This window comes from Intestinimonas massiliensis (ex Afouda et al. 2020), from assembly GCF_900626285.1.
GTDB lineage: Bacteria > Bacillota > Clostridia > Oscillospirales > Oscillospiraceae > Flavonifractor > Flavonifractor massiliensis_A.
In genome coordinates, this window is the sequence record NZ_LR131147.1 from 2,053,668 (window position 1) to 2,069,975 (window position 16,308).

The following is a 16,308-nucleotide window of genomic DNA, read 5'->3' on the forward strand; positions in this document are numbered from 1 at the left end:
ATCACTCTCCCCTTTCTTCCAGCATCTGCCGCATCTTCTGCCTGGCCCGGTAGAAGGTCACCCGGGCCCAGCTCTCGCTTTTGCCAAAGGTGCCGCCGATGTCCCGGTACCCCCGGTCCTCCAGCACCCGGGCACGGAACACCGTCCGGTAGGGCTCCGGCAGGGCGTCCATCAGCTCCGCCCACTCGCACCACACCTGATCCCACACCGCCTCACTCGTCTCCGGCAGGGGCAGGCTCCGCTTCTGCCGCCGCAGCAGGGAAAACCAGGTGTTCCTGGCGATCCGGCACAGCCAGGCCGACAGCCCGCAGTCCCCCCGGTAGTCCTCGATGTGGAGAAGGGCCTTGACGAAGGCGTCATGGATCACATCCTCCACATCCTGGCCGGGGCAGCCCAGGGCCCGGAGATAGCGGCCCATCAGGGGGGCACAGAGCCGGTAAATGGCCTCAAAGTCCCGGTTTTCGTCCATGCTCCTCCCCCCTTTTACAGATAGGACGCTCCGGCAGGGCAAAGCGTTACAACGGTTTTAAAAAAAAGCGGCATGACTTTTGTCATGCCGCTTTCCCTTGCTTATCGGAAGTACTCCGCGCCGCTCTCGAAGAGGGGCTGATACTTGTCGCCGGGGATGTTGAGCGCCACGTGGTCCCCCCGCCGCTCGGAGTGGCCCATCTTGCCGAACACCCGGCCGTCGGGGGAGAAGATGCCCTCGATGGCGTACAGGGAGCCGTTGGGGTTCACGTCCATGTCCATGGAGGGGACGCCGTGCTCGTCCACGTACTGGGTGGCCACCTGGCCATTGGCAATCAGCTGATCCAGCACGGCCTGGGGCGCCACGAACCGGCCCTCACCGTGGGAGATGGGGATGGCGTGGAGGTCGCCCACGTTGGACTTGAGCATCCAGGGGGAGTTGACACTGGCCACCCGGGTGGTGACGTACCTGCTCTGGTGGCGGCCGATGGTGTTGTAGGTCAGGGTGGGGCAGTTCTCGTCCATGTCCCGGATCTCGCCGTAGGGCACCAGGCCCAGCTTGATGAGGGCCTGGAAGCCGTTGCAGATGCCCAGCATCAGGCCGTCCCGGTTCTTCAGCAGGTCGTGGACCGCGTCGGTGATGCGGCTGTTGCGGAAGAAGGAGCAGATGAACTTGGCGGAGCCGTCGGGCTCGTCGCCTCCGGAGAAGCCGCCGGGGATAAAGACGATCTGGGCGTTGCGGATGGCCCCCTCCAGCTCCACGGTGGACTGGAGCAGATCGTCGGGAGTCAGGTTGCGGATATTCACCGTCTCGGCGGTCATGCCCGCCCGCAGGCAGGCTTTGACCGAATCGTACTCGCAGTTGGTGCCGGGGAACACGGGGATGACCACCCGGGGCCGGGCGATCTTGCTCCTGCACACGGCGGGGGAGCGCTTGTCCCAGGAGATGGGCTCCACCGCCCCGGTCTCGCCGGTGCGGGTGGGGTACACGTCCTCCAGCACATCCTCATTGAGGGAGAGCAGCTCATCGATGGAGGCAGTGTCCTCTCCGAAGGTGAGCACCGGCTCGGCGGTGGTATGGCCCACCAGCTCGGCTCCCTCCACGGGGCCGTCGCACTCGGCCAGGATCATGCCCTGGCAGGCGGGGCCCACGAACTTCTCGTCCAGGGTGAAGCCGATGCGGTTGCCGAAGGCCATCTGCATGGCGGCCTCTTTCACCCCGCCGGGCTCCAGCACCCGGGCGGCCTTCACCTTGCCGGTCAGGCACAGGGCGTGGAACTGCTCCCAGGCCCGCTTCTGTCCCTCGAAGTCCCCCAGATGGGGCACGCCGAACAGGTACACCGGGTGGCCCGCCTCCTTGAACTCGGGGGAGAGCACCTCCCCCGCCTTGGCGGGGGCGATGGCGAAGGAGATCAGCGTGGGGGGCACGTCCAGGTCCAGGAAGGAGCCGGACATGGAGTCCTTGCCGCCGATGGCGGCGCAGCCCAGGCCGATCTGGGCGTCCATGGCCCCCAGCAGGGCCTGGAAGGGCTTGCCCCACCGCAGGGGCTCCTCCCGCAGCTTTTCAAAGAACTCCTGGAGGGTGAGGTACACCTTCTTGTAGTCGCCGCCGGCGGCCACCACCTTTGCCACCGAGGTGACCACCGCCTGCACCGCCCCGTAGTAGGGGTCACGGCTCAGCTGCTTGGGGTCGCAGCCCCAGGCCATGATGGAGGCCTGGTCGGTCTCCTGGTTGGGCTCCACGGGGAAGAGGGCGGCCATGGCCTGGGCGGGGGTGCGCTGGGTCTTGCCGCCGAAGGGCATCAGCACGCTGCCGGCCCCGATGGAGCCGTCAAACCGCTCGGTAAGGCCGCGGCGGGAGGCGTAGTCCAGCTCCGCCGCCAGCTCCCGCAGGGAGCGCTCCTCAAAGGTCTGGGGGCCGGGCCGCTGGGCCACCTTCACCTGGGCGTGCTTCACCGCGCCGTTGGTGTTGAGGAAGGCACGGGACAGGTTTGCCACGGTCTGGCCCCGCCAGGTCATGACCATCCGGGGGCTTTCCGTCACTGTAGCCACCTGGTAGGCCTCCAGATTTTCGATGGAGGCACAGTTGATGAGGGTCTGGGCGTCCTCAGGGGCCACCACCACCGCCATCCGCTCCTGGGACTCGGAAATGGCGATCTCGGTGCCGTCCAGGCCGTCGTATTTCTTGCGCACGGCGTCCAGGTCGATGGACAGGCCGTCGGCCAGCTCGCCGATGGCCACCGACACGCCGCCGGCGCCGAAGTCGTTGCACCGCTTGATGAGGCGGGTCACATTGGGGTTGCGGAAGAGCCGCTGGAGCTTGCGCTCCTCGGGGGCGTTGCCCTTCTGTACCTCGGAGGCCATGGTATCCAGGCTCTTCAGGTTGTGGCTCTTGGAGGAGCCGGTGGCGCCGCCGATGCCGTCCCGGCCGGTGCGGCCGCCCAGCAGGATGACCACGTCGCCGGGGGCGGGCACCTCACGGCGGACATGGTCGGCGGGGGCGGCCCCCACTACCGCGCCGCACTCCAGATGCTTGGCGATGTAGCCCTCATGGTACAGCTCGGCCACGTGGCCGGTGGCCAGGCCGATCTGGTTGCCGTAGGAGGAGTAGCCCGCCGCGGCGGTCTGGGCGATCTTCCGCTGGGGCAGCTTGCCCTCCAGGGTCTGGTCCACCGGGGTGCGGGGGTCGCCGCAGCCGGTGAGGCGCATGGCCTGGTGGACGTACACCCGGCCGGACAGAGGGTCACGGATGCAGCCGCCGATGCAGGTGGCGGCGCCGCCAAAGGGCTCGATCTCGGTGGGGTGGTTGTGGGTCTCATTCTTGAACATCAGGAGCCAGTCCTGCTCCCTGCCGTCCACCAGAGCGGGGACGTGGATGGAACAGGCGTTGATCTCCTCGCTCTCGTCCAGCTCGGGCAGTTCGCCCCGCTTTTTCAGCACCTTGGTGCCGATGGTGGCCAGATCCATCAGGGTCTGGGGCCGCTGGGCGGCCTTCTCCCGGCCGTACACCTCGTCCCGGGCGGACAGGTAGCGCAGGTAGGCCCCGTTGATGGTGGGATCCTGGATGTCCACCCGGTCCAGATGGGTGGAGAAGGTGGTGTGGCGGCAGTGATCGGACCAGTAGGTGTCCACCACCCGCACCTCGGTGAGGGTGGGGTCCCGCTGTTCCTCGTCCCTGAAGTAGCTCTGCAGGAAGGTCAGGTCGGCCAGGTCCATGGCCAGACCGTAGTGGTTCAGCAGCCCCTCCAGGCCCTCCTGGTCCAGGTCCCGGAAGCCCTCCAGCACCGGCACGTCCGCCGGTTCGGGATACTGCTGGATCAGGGTCTCCGGCTTGTCCAGGGACGCCTCCCGGCTCTCCACCGGGTTGATGAGGTAGCCCCTGGCCTTGGCCATGTCCTCCTCAGACAGCTCTCCCGCCAGCAGGTAGATGGTGGCGGCCCGGACCACCGGCCGCTCTCCGCCGGTGAGCATCTGGATGCACTGGGCGCAGGAGTCCGCCCGCTGATCATACTGACCGGGCAGGGCCTCCACCGCCAGCACCTGGCAGCCAGCCGGCAGTTCAAACGCCTCGTCGGTGATGGCGTCCACCTGGGGCTCAGACAGGACGGTGGTACGGGCGGCGTCATAGACGGCCTGATCCACGCCCTCCACGTCGTACCGGCGGATCACCCGCACCCCGGCAAGGCCCTTCAGCCCCAGGGTGCCTTTCAGCTCGGCCAAGAGGCGGCCTGCCTCCACATCATAGCCCGGCTTCTTTTCCACAAAACAGCGATATACCTTCCCCATACTTCCATTCCCCTTCTCTCTATAACTGTCAGGCGATGTCCCACTGGGCAAAGCCGTAAAACACATTCTGCTGGGTGGGCGTCAGGTTGGAAATGCGGCTCCACTGGGTGAGCACCGACCAGTTTTTGAAGCAGATCACCCCGAAGGGCGGCTCCTCCATGAGCCGCTCACACAGCCGCTTAGCGCTCAGATCCCGGCCCTGGCCGGAGGCGGCCCGGTACTGCTGGAGCAGCTGGGCGGCCTCGGCATCGGCGTAGCCGCCGTAGTTCAGGCTACCGCCGGCGGTAATGAGGGCGGTCAGATCAAAGTCGGCGGTGAGCTTCACCTCGCCCAGGTAGAGGTCAAAATCTCCCTTCTCCAGGGCGGCCACATAGTCGTCCCAGGGCAGCAGCTGGAGGTCCACCTGGAGTCCCAGGTCGGTGAGACCGCCGGCCAGCTTCTCCGCCGCGGAGGCCCGGGTGGCGTTGTCCGACGGAGCCACAAAGGTCAGGCTCCCCACCTTCCCCGCTTCAGCCAGCAGCTCCGTGGCCTGCTGGGTGGAGAACTCCAGGTCCTGGGCCAGCTCCTCCTGGTAGTAGGAGCTGGCGGGGGAGATGGGCAGAGCCGCAGGCTGGGCGTGGCTGGAGTAGATGGCGGTGGATACCGACGTGCGGTCAAAGGCCCGCAGCAGCACCTGGCGCACCGCCGCCGTCCGGCAGGGGCCGGACTGCACGTTGAAGCCCACATACAGCATGATGCTGGTGGGATAGTCCACCGTATCAAAAGAACCGGAAAAACCCAGGGCATTGGTGCCCGTCAGGTCGGTGGAGACCAGGGCAATGTCCCGGGTATCAAACGCGTGGATCAGATCGTCCGTCTCCTGGATGGAGCGGAGCGGGATGGTCTGGAGGGGCAGCTCCTCCCCCTGCCACCAGCCCTGCCGGGCGGTGAGGGACCACGCCTCCCCTGAGCCGGAGAGCACGTAGGGGCCGGTACCCAGGGGCACGCCCCCCGTCTCCTTCACGATGGGGATATCCAGCAGGGCGGGCAGGTTGCCGTTGGCCCGGCTGAGGGTGACCGTCACCGTACCCTCTCCCGCCGTAATGCCGGTGATATCGGCAAAGCGCGCGGAATAGAGGCTGCTGGTGCGGGCCAGGTCCAGGGAGGACTTGACCTCCGCAGAGGTGAGGGGGCTGCCATCGGAGAAGGTGACCCCGGTGCGGAGGGTAAAGGTCCAGCTCAGGCCGTCCGCCGCCGGCGTCCCGGCGGTACACAGCTGGGGCTCCGGCTGGAACTGCTGGTCCAGGGTATACAGGCCCTCATACACCAGCCCGGCCAGGGTCAGATTGGTGCGGTTGCCCCCGGTGATGGGGTGGAACCCGGCCTCCGGATAGCAGGCCAGGGCAAACTCCGCCTGCTCCTCCACCGGGGCAGAGGACGGGGTGGGACTGGGGGTGGGGTCCGGNGCTCGGAAACGGTATTCCGGGTACTCGCAGAACCCGCTGCGCTGTAGGATGCCAGTAGGGACTGCCAGCCCGTTGCGGATGATCCAAACAGGACTTTTCTCATAGCAGCGATATCATGGCCGCCTGGCTTCCCCGCTGGCCGTGGGTATAGCGGTGGGACCAGTATTTCTCCGGCATGCAGGAGGTGCAGTCGTCCGACACGGCAATGTGGGCCGGGTCCAGGCCGGCCGCCTCCAGCCGGCAGACATTGAGGGCCTTCAGATCCACATGGAACTTGCCGGTGGGCAGCACCTGGATGCAGTGGAGGGCGGAGGCCCCCATGGATTCGGTCATGGCGTTGGGCACGTCCTCGTGGGTCTCAAAGCAGCACTTGGAGATGCCGGGACCGATGGCGGCCAGGATGTCCAGCCGGTCGCAGCCGTAGCAGTCCACCATCCGCTCCACCGCCCGGGTGACAATGCCCAGGGCGGTGCCCCGCCAGCCGGAGTGGACCGCGCCCGCCACCTTGCGCACCGGGTCGTACAGCAGGATGGGCAGGCAGTCGGCGGTAAAGACGGTGAGGACCACTCCGGGGATATCGGTGACCAGGCCGTCGGCCTGCCAGGGCTCGGGCTGATCCAGACCGATGCCCAGGTCGGCGGAGGTAATGGTGCGCACCGTGTCCCCGTGGACCTGGCTGGCGCACACCACCCGGCGCACGTCGGCACCGATGGCGGCGCAGAAGCGGCGGTAGTTCTCCGCCACCTTGTCCGGGTCGTCCCCCCGGTTCATGCCCAGGTTCAGGGAGGCGTAGATCCCCTCAGACACGCCCCCCAGCCGGGTGGAAAAGCCGTGGGCCACACCGCCGGCGGCGTCAAAGCCGTCGGCGGTGAGATACACCAGACCATTTTGATTGTGTTCGATGATATTCATGGAGTTCCTCCATCCGGGAATCAAAATCGGTTTTTCCGGAAATTCATTTCCCGGAAAAACGATTAGTCCTCTTCAAACCGGCCGCAGCACTTCTTGTACTTCTTGCCGCTGCCGCAGGGGCAGGGATCGTTCCGGCCGGGCTTCTTGCCCTTCTTCACGGGCTGCTTCTTCACGGTGCCGTCGGCGCCGGCGCTCTCGCCGGTGACCTTGGCCACCCGCTCCCGCTTCACGGTGGAGCCCACCTGGATCCGGGCCAGGAAGATGCGGCGCAGGGTCTCCTCCTGGATGGCGGCGATCATCCGCTCGAACATCTCGTAGCCTTCCCGCTTGTACTCCACCACAGGGTCGTTCTGGCCGTAAGCCCGCAGGCCGATGCCCTGGCGCAGCTCCTGCATGGCGTCGATGTTGTCCATCCAGTACTCGTCCACCACCCGGAGCATCATCACACGCTCCAGCTCACGCATCAGGGGCTCGCCCAGCTCCTGCTCCTTGCGGGTGTACACGGCGGTGGCCCGCTGCTGGAGCAGGTCGATGAGGCCCTGGCCGTCGTACTGCTGCAGCTCCTCGTCGGTGAGCTTCAGCTCGTCGGGGGTGAGGAACAGGCCCCGGTACTGGGCGCACACCTCGCGCCAGTTCTCGGCGTCCATGTGCTTCTGCTCACCCAGATGGGCGTGGACCTCGTTGGTGATGACGGTGGTGAGCATGTTCTGCACCGATTCCTTCAGGTTTTCGCCGTCCAGCACCTTGCGCCGCTGCTCATAGATCACCTGGCGCTGGGTGTTCATCACGTCGTCGTACTCCAGTACCGTCTTACGGGTCTGGAAGTTGCGGGATTCCACCTGCTTCTGGGCGTTCTCAATGGCGTTGGAGAGGATCTTGGCGTCGATGGGGGTGTCCTCGTCCACGCCCAGCTTCTCCATCATGCCCATGACCCGCTCGGAGCCGAACAGGCGCATAATGTCGTCCTCCAGGGACAGGAAGAAGCGGCTCTCGCCCGGGTCGCCCTGACGGCCGGCCCGGCCGCGGAGCTGGTTGTCGATCCGGCGGGACTCGTGGCGCTCGGTGCCCAGGATATACAGACCGCCCGCGGCCCGCACCTTGTCGGCCTCCTCCTTGATCTCGTCCTTATACTTGGCCTCCGCCTCGGTGAACATCCGCCGGGCGTCCAGGATCTCCTGGTTGTCGGTCTCGGCAAAGCCGGTGGATTCCGCGATGAGCTCATCGGACAGGCCCGCCTTGCGCAGCTCGGCCTTGGCCAGGAACTCGGCGTTGCCGCCCAGCATGATATCGGTACCACGGCCGGCCATGTTGGTGGCCACGGTGACGGCGCCGAACTTGCCGGCCTGGGCCACGATCTCCGCTTCCTTCTCGTGGAACTTGGCGTTCAGCACGTTGTGCTTGATGCCCCGCTTCTTCAGCATGGCGGAGAGCTCCTCCGACTTCTCGATGGAGATGGTGCCCACCAGCACGGGCTGGCCTTTCTTGTGGCACTCCTCGATCTGGTTGACGATGGCCCGGTACTTGCCGGCCTCGTTCTTGTACACCACGTCGGGGTGGTCGATCCGGGCCAGGGGCTTGTTGGTGGGGATCTCCACGATATCCAGGGCGTAGATGGTGCCGAACTCCTCCTCCTCGGTCATGGCGGTGCCCGTCATGCCGGAGAGCTTCTGGTACAGGCGGAAGTAGTTCTGGAAGGTGATGGTGGCCAGGGTCTTGGATTCCCGGGCCACGGTGACGTGCTCCTTGGCCTCGATGGCCTGGTGCAGGCCCTCGGAGTACCGGCGGCCGTACATCAGGCGGCCGGTGAACTCGTCCACGATGATGACCTCGCCGTCCTTCACCACGTAGTCGATGTCCCGCTTCATCAGGCCCCGGGCCTTGATGGCCTGGTTGATGTGGTGGGACAGGGTGGTGTTCTCCGGGTCGGCCAGGTTCTCCAGCTGGAACTGCTGCTCGGCCTTCTTGATGCCCCGGGCGGTGAGGGTGACGGTGCGGGCCTTCTCATCCACGATGTAGTCGGCGTCCACATCCGGGTCTTCCTCTTCCTTGGTGTCCACGCTGGTGACCCGCTGGCCCTTCAGGCGGGAGACGAAGTCGTCCACGATGGTGTACAGCTGGGTGGACTTGTCCCCCTGGCCGGAGATGATCAGCGGGGTACGGGCCTCATCGATGAGGATGGAGTCCACCTCGTCCACGATGGCGAAGGCGTGGCCCCGCTGCACCATCTCGGAGGCGTAGATGCACATGTTGTCCCGCAGGTAGTCGAAGCCGAACTCGTTGTTGGTGCCGTAGGTGATGTCGGCGGCGTAGGAGGCCTTCCGGTCCTTGGGCTGCACGTCGTGGATCACCAGGCCCACGGTCAGGCCCATAAAGCGGTAGACCTTGCCCATCCACTCGGAGTCGCGCTTGGCCAGGTAGTCGTTGACGGTGACGATGTGGACGCCCTCGCCGGTGAGGGCGTTCAGGTAGGCGGGCAGGGTGGCCACCAGGGTCTTGCCTTCGCCGGTCTTCATCTCGGCGATACGGCCCTGGTGCAGGATGATGCCGCCGATGAGCTGCACCCGGTAGGGCTTCATGCCCAGCACGCGCCAGGCGGCCTCCCGGCAGGCGGCAAAGGCCTCGGGCAGGATATCGTCCAGGCTCTCGCCGTTGCGGATCCGCTCCTTGAATTCCGGAGTCTTGGCCTTGAGCTGCTCGTCGGTCAGCTTGGAGTACTCCCCGTCCAGCGCCTCGATCTTGTCCACGATGGGTTTGATGGCCTTCAGCTCCTTCTCAGAGCTGGTGCCAAACAGCTTTTTCAACAGTCCCATGGATCACGTTCACCTTTCTTATTTCCTCCCCGGACCAGATGGCCCGGGCGATTTATGCCAATTCGGTCTTTTAGTATATCATATCCCCCCCTGATAAAAAAGGGGAAATTGTGAACAAATCGCCCGTTTTCACCCCTGCTCTCCCTGCAGCTCCAGGTTGCGGCGGAGGGGGGCGGGTCCCCGCCAGGCGAAAGACCGGTCCCCGTACTTCTCCCGAAAGGTGCGGTTGGTCAGCCCCGCCAGGTCGGCCCCCGTCAGGGAATCCACCAGCCCCTCCCGGAATTCCGGCAGGGGGGACAGGGCAGGCCGGGCATTGTAGGGGCAGACCCGCTGGCAGGTATCGCACCCCCAGATCAGGGGATGGGCCTTCAGCAGGTCGTTCTCCTCCCCGGTCAGCTCTCCCTTTTTCTGGGTCAGCTCGGACAGGCAGCGGCTCACCTCCACGCCGCCCTCCCCCAGAGCGCTTCCGGGGCAGGCGGACAGGCACTTGCCGCAGCCCACACAGTGGGGGGACGGGGTGTGGGGCGGCAGCTCCAGGACAGCGTCGGTGAGGATGGTGCCCAGAAACACATAGGAGCCGTAGGGGGGAACGATGACCAGCCCGTTTTTCCCCCTCAGGCCCACGCCGCACCGCCAGGCCGCCTGACGCTCCGGCAGGGGAGAGTTGTCGGCGGCGGGCAGAAACAGGGCATTTTTGTATTTTTCACTCAAAAAATTGCAGATTGTATTCAACCGACCGGTAACCACAGTGTGATAATCCAGCCCCCGGGCGTAGAGGGACAGGTTGCCGGAGGTCTCCCCGGCGTAGTAGGGGAAGGCGGCCGCCAATACGGTTTGGGGGTGGGGGCACAGGGTCTCCGCCTTTTGGACAGCCTCCGCCGTCATATCCTCCGCCAGTTCTGAAAACGGCAAGCCGCCCCAGGCGGCGGCGCCTGCGGCGGCAAAAGCCTCATTGAGACTGTGCACGATCATATTTCTCCAGGGCGTGCCGGGCCAGCACCCCGTCGGACAGGCAGGGCTCCGGGCCGTTCTTCCGCTTCTGGGCGGTCTCGCACCCCTTGCCGGCCAGCAGCACCACGGCGGGCCGGGAGGCCTCCAGGATGGCGGTCTCCACCGCCTGCTCCCGGTTGGGGATCACGGTGTAGTCCTTGTTCCACTTTCTCAGGAATACCCCGATGTCGGCGCAGATGTCCTCCACCTCCTCGGGGCCGGGGTCGTCCTCAGTGAGGATCACCCGGTGGGCAAACTCTCCGGCGGCGTTGCCCATGCCCTCCCGGCGGTCGATGCCCTTGCCGCCGGTGCAGCCGAACATGACGGTCACTTGCCGGTCAGGATACTCCGCCCGGACGGAGCGCAGGGCGTTCTGCAGGCTCATGCCGTTGTGGGAGTAGTCCACGATGACGGAGATCTGCCCGTCGGCGCTGGCGTAGTGCTCCATCCGGCCGGGGACGAAGGCCTTCACCAGGCCCTCCCGAACCGCTTCATAGGGGATCCCATAGGCCTCCGCCACGGTGACGGCGGCCAGGGCGTTTTCCACATTGAACAGGCCGGGGGTGGAGACGGCCAGCTCCCCCTCATACCGGGGGGTGCGGACGTGGAAGGCAATCTTGTCCCCCTCCTTGCGCACATCGGTGCCGTACACAGCGGCCTCGGCGTGCTTCTGGGAGAAGGTGAGCACCCGCTCACACTTGGCGGCGGCAGCGGCCACCTCAGCGGCGTGATCGCAGTCCATGTTAATACAGGCGGTATTTGCCTGCCGGAAAATCAACAGCTTGGATTGGAGGTAGTCCTCCAGATTGGGATGCTCCACCGGGGAGATGTGGTCCTCGCCGATGTTGAGGAACACGGCGCAGTTCAGGTCCACCCCGATGACCCGGCCGTACTTCAGGGCCTGGGAGGACACCTCCATGGTGAGCCAGTCCGCCCCGGCAGACACCGCATTGGACAGGTGCCGCTGCAGGTCCAGGGGCTCCGGGGTGGTGAGCTTGGCGGGCTTGCGCTCCACCCCGTCGTCGGTGACGATGGTGGACAGCAGGGCGCTCTCCCGGTGGCCCCGGGAGGCCAGCCAGGTATCCACGATGGATTTGATATAGTAGGCCGTGGTGGTCTTGCCCTTGGTGCCGGTAATGCCGGTGATGTGCAGCTTACCGGAGGGGTGGCCGTAGAACTGGTCGGCCAGCAGGCCCATGGCCTGCCGGATGTCGGTGACCCGCAGGCAGGGCAGGGGGATATTGGGATAGGCGGTCTCGCTGACATACACGAAGGCGCCGCTGTCCATGGCCTGGCGCAGGTAGTCCTCTTTGAACTTGGCCCCCTTGCACACGAAGAGGGTATGGGGGATCACCACCTGGGAATCGCAGGACACCAGGGACACCGGGGCGGTCAGATCGGCGTGGACCGGCCCTTTGTCCGCCAGCAGGTCATGGCGCAGCAAAAGCTGCACATAGTCGCCCAAAGGCAGGCGCGTATTGCTCATTTCCGTTCACCACCATGTGAAAATCTTACACCATCCGCAGCTTGTAGCCGCAGGCGGTGATGCACCGCTGGGCCAGTACGTCCATGGCATCCAGGTAGTAGTCGGGCAGGCCGTGGTAGGTGCGGTAGACGCTCAGCTCGGTGCAGCCCAGGATGGCGCTGTCGCAGCCCGCCTGGCGGAGCCAGTGGTCGATGACGGCGAATTTCTCCCGGGAACCGGTCTCGCCCCGCTTGATCTCGTCGTAAATGATGCTCATGACCAGCTTCTGGATCTGCTCCGGCGGGGAGACCGCCTCAATGTTCCGGGCGTCGCACTCCTTTTGATATACCCCGGTGCGGATGGTGCCGTCGGTGCCCAGGATGCCCACCTTTTTCTTCTCCTCGTCGGCCAGCACCCCCACGGTCTCCCGGGGCATGTGGATCAGGCGGAGGGACAGCTCACTCTGGAGCCGGTCGGCAAAGTAGTGGGAGGTGTTGCAGGGGATGGCCAGCACGGTGCAGCCCCCCCGCTCCAGCAGCTTGGCTCCCTCCAGCAGCCGCCGGTAGCAGCCCTCCGCGTCGCCCCCCAGAATGGCGGCGGTGCGGTCGGGGATGGCGGTATCGCTCCAGATCAGGGTGGGCAGGTGCTCCTGGTCGCAGGCGGCGTCGGTGCGGTCCAGAATCCGCTGGTAAAAATCCTGGGTGGCTTGAGGACCCATGCCCCCCAGGATACCTAATCTCTGTTCCTTCATCGCACCTTTTCCATACAGGAGGCGTACCACCCCACATAGCGCCGCTGGCCCTTCAAAATGCGCAGCTTGTGGAGGAAGCCGTTGTCCTTGCTGTAAAACAGGGGGTTGACCGCGGCGTTGCGGGCCTGCAGGGCCTTCATCTCCTGATGATACCGGGGGTTGACATAATCATAAGCCACCTTGGGCGGGATCACCCACCACAGATGGCGGTTCTTGGTGATGGTCAGCTCACAGGGCTTCCCCTCAATCCGGTCCTCCACCAGGTACTTGGCCAGGTTGTACCCCGCGCCGGTGACATAATAGTTGGACCGGCCCTGGCGGCAGTTGATCTCAAAGGCCTTGAACTTGCCGTCCCGCTGATCGTACTTGATGTCGAAGTTGGAGAAGCCGGTGAAGCGGATGGCCTCCAGGAAGCCCTTCAGCTTCTCGCACAGCTCGGGCTCCGGCTCGGTGATGATGACGGCGTGGTTGCCGATGGCGTGGCCGGTGTGCTCCTCCAGCAGCACATGGCCCACGCACATGAGCCGCACCTTGCCGTCGGCGCCGGAGTAGTTGGTCACCACCCGCATATAGCTGTCGTCCCCGGGGATGAAGTCCTGGAGGATCAGGGAATCCTCATACCCGGCGTTGTAGATGTCGTCAATGACCTGGTCCACCTCTTCCCGGGTCTGGAGGACGTAGGCCTTCTTCTGGGTGGGGAAGGGGTGCTTCCAGTAGGTGTCCGACTCGGCGGGCTTGACCACAAAGGGGCCGTCAAAGGGCAGGGTGAAGTCGTGGCCCATGCCCTTATGGTACACCACGGTGGCGGGGTGATCGATGCCGTATTTGTCGCACAGCTCGTAAAATTTCTCCTTGTGGATGAGCCCCTGCAGCACGGGCAGCTCCACATAGGGGGCGATGACGTTTTCCGGGTAGTTGGGCAGGTTGGCGGAGATGGCGTTGAGGTAGTTGTCCCCGCAGCCCAGCACCAGGATCTTTTTGTCCGGGTGTTCCTTGGCCGCCTCGGTGACGTTCTTCAGCACCTGCTCCACGGTGTCGTTGTTCTGGCGGATGCGGTAGTCGATGATCTTGCTGCCGGCGCACACGCTGGCGGCAAACATACCAAACACGATGCTTTTGACCCCGTAGGCCTCATGAAAGGCCCGGGCCATACTGTAAGCGTTGATGTCCGCGCCCAGAAGCACGGGTACAAATTCAGCTGCCATAGGAATACAGCGCCTCCTGAAAACTGATTTGATACCAATCCTGGCCCAGGGGCTCTACCCGGGCCGGATAGTCCGCCGCCAGGCGGCGGGCCTGTTCAGGGGTGAGGCGCAGCTCCCGCAGGAGCAGCTCCCCGCCGCAGAAACACTGGGACACCAGCCGGTCCAGGCCGGGGTCGGTGGGATGGTTTGAGTTCGTCATAGTCTCTCTCCTTTATGACGGAACGGTGGGTGTTTTTCAGCCTGCCGCGCGCTTCACCTGATACACGCCCTGGATCTGGCCCAGCTTGTTGATGACGGCGGCCAGCTCGCTCTGGTTCTTGACCTCCAGCACGATATTCACGTTGGCGTAGCCGTCTGGCATGGAGCGGGCGGACAGGCTGGTGGTCTTGACCTTGGCCGCCGACAGGGCCATGGCCACATCCAGGGTCAGGCCGTCCCGGTCCTTGGCGGAGATCTCCAGACTGGTCTGGTAGGAGGACAGCTCCCCCTCCGCCCAGCGGACGTGGACCCAGCGCCCCGCCTCCTCCGGCTTCCGCTTGGCCGGGTCGGCGTTGGGGCAGTCCGCCCGGTGGACGGACACGCCGAAGCCCCGGGTGATGAAGCCCACCACCGGGTCGCCGGGGACGGGGGTACAGCACTTGGCGAACTTCACCAGGCAGTTGTCGATGCCCTCCACGATGATGCCGCTCTGGTCGCGCTTGCCGGTCTTGACGGGCACGGGGGGCGGGTTGCCGGTGGCGGGATGGATGGCCTCCGCCGCGTCCCGCTCGGCGGCGGCCTGCTCGGCGTGGAGCCGGTTGAGCCGGGTCAGCTCGTCCTTGACCCGCACCACCGCCTTCTGGGCGGACATGCCGCCGTAGCCGATGGCGGCGTACAGCTCGTCCAGGGTACCGAAGCGCACCTTCTTGAGCACGAAGGGAAGCACGTCGTCGGCGGTAATGGCGGCCAGGGACAGGCCCATGTGCTTCAGCTCCGATTCAAAGGCGGCCCGGCCGGTGGCGATGTTCTCCTCCCGGCGTTCCTTCTTGAACCACTGGCGGATCTTGTTGCGGGCCTCGTTGGACTTGCAGATCTTCATCCAGTCCCGGCTGGGGCCGTGGGCCGACTTGGAGGTGATGACCTCCACGATGTCGCCGTTGTTCAGCTGGGTGTCAAAGGTGACCATCCGGCCGTTGACCTTGGCACCTGTCATGTGGTTGCCCACGGCGGAGTGGATGTTGTAGGCGAAGTCGATGGGGGTGGCCCCGGCGGGCAGGTTGATCACGTCGCCCCGGGGGGTGAACACGAACACCTCGTCGGAGAACAGGTCTACCCGCATGGTGCGGACGAACTCCTCCGCATCCACGTCCTGCTGACTCTCCAGCAGCTTGCGCACCCACTCGAAGGCGGCCTCGGTGCCCAGCTTGGTGTTGGCCATGCCCTGCTTGTACTTCCAGTGGGCGGCGATGCCGTATTCCGCCGTGTGGTGCATGTCCCAGGTGCGGATCTGCACCTCGAAGGGGATGCCCTCCCGGCCGAACACGGTGGTATGGAGGGACTGGTAGCCGTTGGGCTTGGGGGTGCCGATATAGTCCTTGAACCGGCCCAGCACCGGCTTGAACAGGTCGTGGATCACGCCCAGCACATTGTAGCACTCCGGGATGTCATCCACAATCACCCGGAAGGCGTACAGGTCAAAAATTTCGTCCATGGTCTTGTTCTGGGCGTACATCTTCCGGTAGATGGAGTAGGCGTGCTTCACCCGGCCGTAGATGGTGCAGCGGATGCCCTCGGCGTCCAGCCGGTCCTGGATCCGCTTCTGCACCGAGGCCATGAACTCCTCGTGGGCGGCGGACCGGGCCTCCAGCTCGTCGCTGATCTCCTTGTAGCCCACCGGGTCCAGATAGCGCAGGGAGGTGTCCTCCAGCTCCCACTTGATGCGCTGCATGCCTAAGCGGTGGGCGATGGGGGCGTAGATCTCCATGGTCTCCAGGGCCTTTTCCTTCTGCTTGCGGGGGGACTGGTACTCCATGGTGCGCATGTTGTGCAGCCGGTCGCAGATCTTGATGAGGATCACCCGGATGTCCTTGGCCATGGCCATGAGCATCTTGCGCAGGTTCTCCATCTGCTCCTCTTCCTTGGAGGTATACTGCACCCGTGTCAGTTTGGTGACCCCCTCCACCAGCTCGGCCACCGGCGCGCCGAAGAGCTTGGCGATCTCCTCATGGGTCACCCCGGTGTCCTCAATGCAGTCGTGGAGGAGGGCGGCGATGATGGAATCGGTGTCCAGCTCCAGGTCGGCCACGATCTCCGCCACCGCCAGGGGGTGGGTAATATAGGGAGAGCCGTCCTTGCGCAGCTGCCCGGAGTGGGCGTTGTCGGCAAAGGTAAAGGCGTTGAACAGCCGCTGGGTATCCAGAGACGGATTATAGGTTTTGATTTTATCTTCCAGCGCCTGATACCGCTCCAGAATGGGGTCCATACAGGCACCTCCTTC

Annotated in this window: 11 protein-coding genes; all 11 read right to left on the reverse strand. The window is 65.1% G+C overall.

Annotation, left to right across the window (positions count from 1 at the left end):
* Position 1 precedes the first annotated feature (1 nt).
* Positions 2-469, reverse strand: coding sequence for an RNA polymerase sigma factor (locus E0E41_RS10345; protein ID WP_130869826.1), 468 nt, complete (start codon positions 467-469; stop codon positions 2-4).
* 101 nt (positions 470-570) lie between these two features.
* Positions 571-4,254 carry a phosphoribosylformylglycinamidine synthase gene (locus E0E41_RS10350; protein WP_130869827.1) on the reverse strand — a complete coding sequence of 1,228 codons (3,684 nt, stop codon included), beginning with the start codon at positions 4,252-4,254 and terminating at the stop codon, positions 571-573.
* A 28-nt stretch (positions 4,255-4,282) separates the two neighbouring features.
* Positions 4,283-5,659 carry an ABC transporter substrate-binding protein gene (locus tag E0E41_RS10355; RefSeq protein WP_242623754.1) on the reverse strand — a complete coding sequence of 459 codons (1,377 nt, stop codon included), beginning with the start codon at positions 5,657-5,659 and terminating at the stop codon, positions 4,283-4,285.
* Between the two features lie 139 nt (positions 5,660-5,798).
* Positions 5,799-6,611 (reverse strand): peptidoglycan editing factor PgeF, encoded by an 813-nt coding sequence (gene pgeF, locus E0E41_RS10360; protein ID WP_130869829.1) that lies wholly within the window; start codon positions 6,609-6,611, stop codon positions 5,799-5,801.
* A gap of 62 nt (positions 6,612-6,673) precedes the next feature.
* The gene (gene secA, locus E0E41_RS10365; RefSeq protein WP_130869830.1) at positions 6,674-9,421 is read right to left on the reverse strand and encodes a preprotein translocase subunit SecA; all 2,748 of its coding nucleotides are present in this window, start codon (positions 9,419-9,421) and stop codon (positions 6,674-6,676) included.
* 129 nt (positions 9,422-9,550) lie between these two features.
* The gene (locus E0E41_RS10370) at positions 9,551-10,387 is read right to left on the reverse strand and encodes an epoxyqueuosine reductase (RefSeq protein ID WP_438819457.1); all 837 of its coding nucleotides are present in this window, start codon (positions 10,385-10,387) and stop codon (positions 9,551-9,553) included.
* Entirely contained in the window at positions 10,371-11,897 is a 1,527-nt protein-coding gene (locus E0E41_RS10375; protein ID WP_130869832.1) for a Mur ligase family protein, read from the reverse strand. The genes E0E41_RS10370 and E0E41_RS10375 overlap by 17 nt, the downstream gene beginning before the upstream one ends.
* A 25-nt stretch (positions 11,898-11,922) precedes the next feature.
* Positions 11,923-12,627 (reverse strand): aspartate/glutamate racemase family protein, encoded by a 705-nt coding sequence (locus tag E0E41_RS10380; protein ID WP_130869833.1) that lies wholly within the window; start codon positions 12,625-12,627, stop codon positions 11,923-11,925.
* Positions 12,624-13,832: a carboxylate--amine ligase gene (locus E0E41_RS10385; protein WP_130869834.1), complete on the reverse strand. Its 1,209-nt coding sequence runs from the start codon at positions 13,830-13,832 to the stop codon at positions 12,624-12,626. Before E0E41_RS10385 ends, E0E41_RS10380 begins: the two co-directional genes overlap by 4 nt.
* Complete coding sequence (locus tag E0E41_RS10390; RefSeq protein ID WP_130869835.1) at positions 13,822-14,031, reverse strand: hypothetical protein; 210 nt, start codon at positions 14,029-14,031, stop codon at positions 13,822-13,824. Before E0E41_RS10390 ends, E0E41_RS10385 begins: the two co-directional genes overlap by 11 nt.
* 36 nt (positions 14,032-14,067) lie before the next feature.
* Positions 14,068-16,293, reverse strand: a complete 2,226-nt coding sequence (locus E0E41_RS10395) for a RelA/SpoT family protein (RefSeq protein ID WP_130869836.1) — start codon at positions 16,291-16,293, stop codon at positions 14,068-14,070.
* Positions 16,294-16,308: the final 15 nt, after the last annotated feature.

Coding starts and splice junctions, on each gene's coding strand:
- E0E41_RS10345 (WP_130869826.1), bottom strand. CDS start 469: ATGGACGAAAACCGGGACTTTGAGGCCATTTACCGGCTCTGTGCCCCC.
- E0E41_RS10350 (WP_130869827.1), bottom strand. CDS start 4,254: ATGGGGAAGGTATATCGCTGTTTTGTGGAAAAGAAGCCGGGCTATGAT.
- pgeF (WP_130869829.1), bottom strand. CDS start 6,611: ATGAATATCATCGAACACAATCAAAATGGTCTGGTGTATCTCACCGCC.
- secA (WP_130869830.1), bottom strand. CDS start 9,421: ATGGGACTGTTGAAAAAGCTGTTTGGCACCAGCTCTGAGAAGGAGCTG.
- E0E41_RS10375 (WP_130869832.1), bottom strand. CDS start 11,897: ATGAGCAATACGCGCCTGCCTTTGGGCGACTATGTGCAGCTTTTGCTG.
- E0E41_RS10380 (WP_130869833.1), bottom strand. CDS start 12,627: ATGAAGGAACAGAGATTAGGTATCCTGGGGGGCATGGGTCCTCAAGCC.
- E0E41_RS10385 (WP_130869834.1), bottom strand. CDS start 13,832: ATGGCAGCTGAATTTGTACCCGTGCTTCTGGGCGCGGACATCAACGCT.
- E0E41_RS10390 (WP_130869835.1), bottom strand. CDS start 14,031: ATGACGAACTCAAACCATCCCACCGACCCCGGCCTGGACCGGCTGGTG.
- E0E41_RS10395 (WP_130869836.1), bottom strand. CDS start 16,293: ATGGACCCCATTCTGGAGCGGTATCAGGCGCTGGAAGATAAAATCAAA.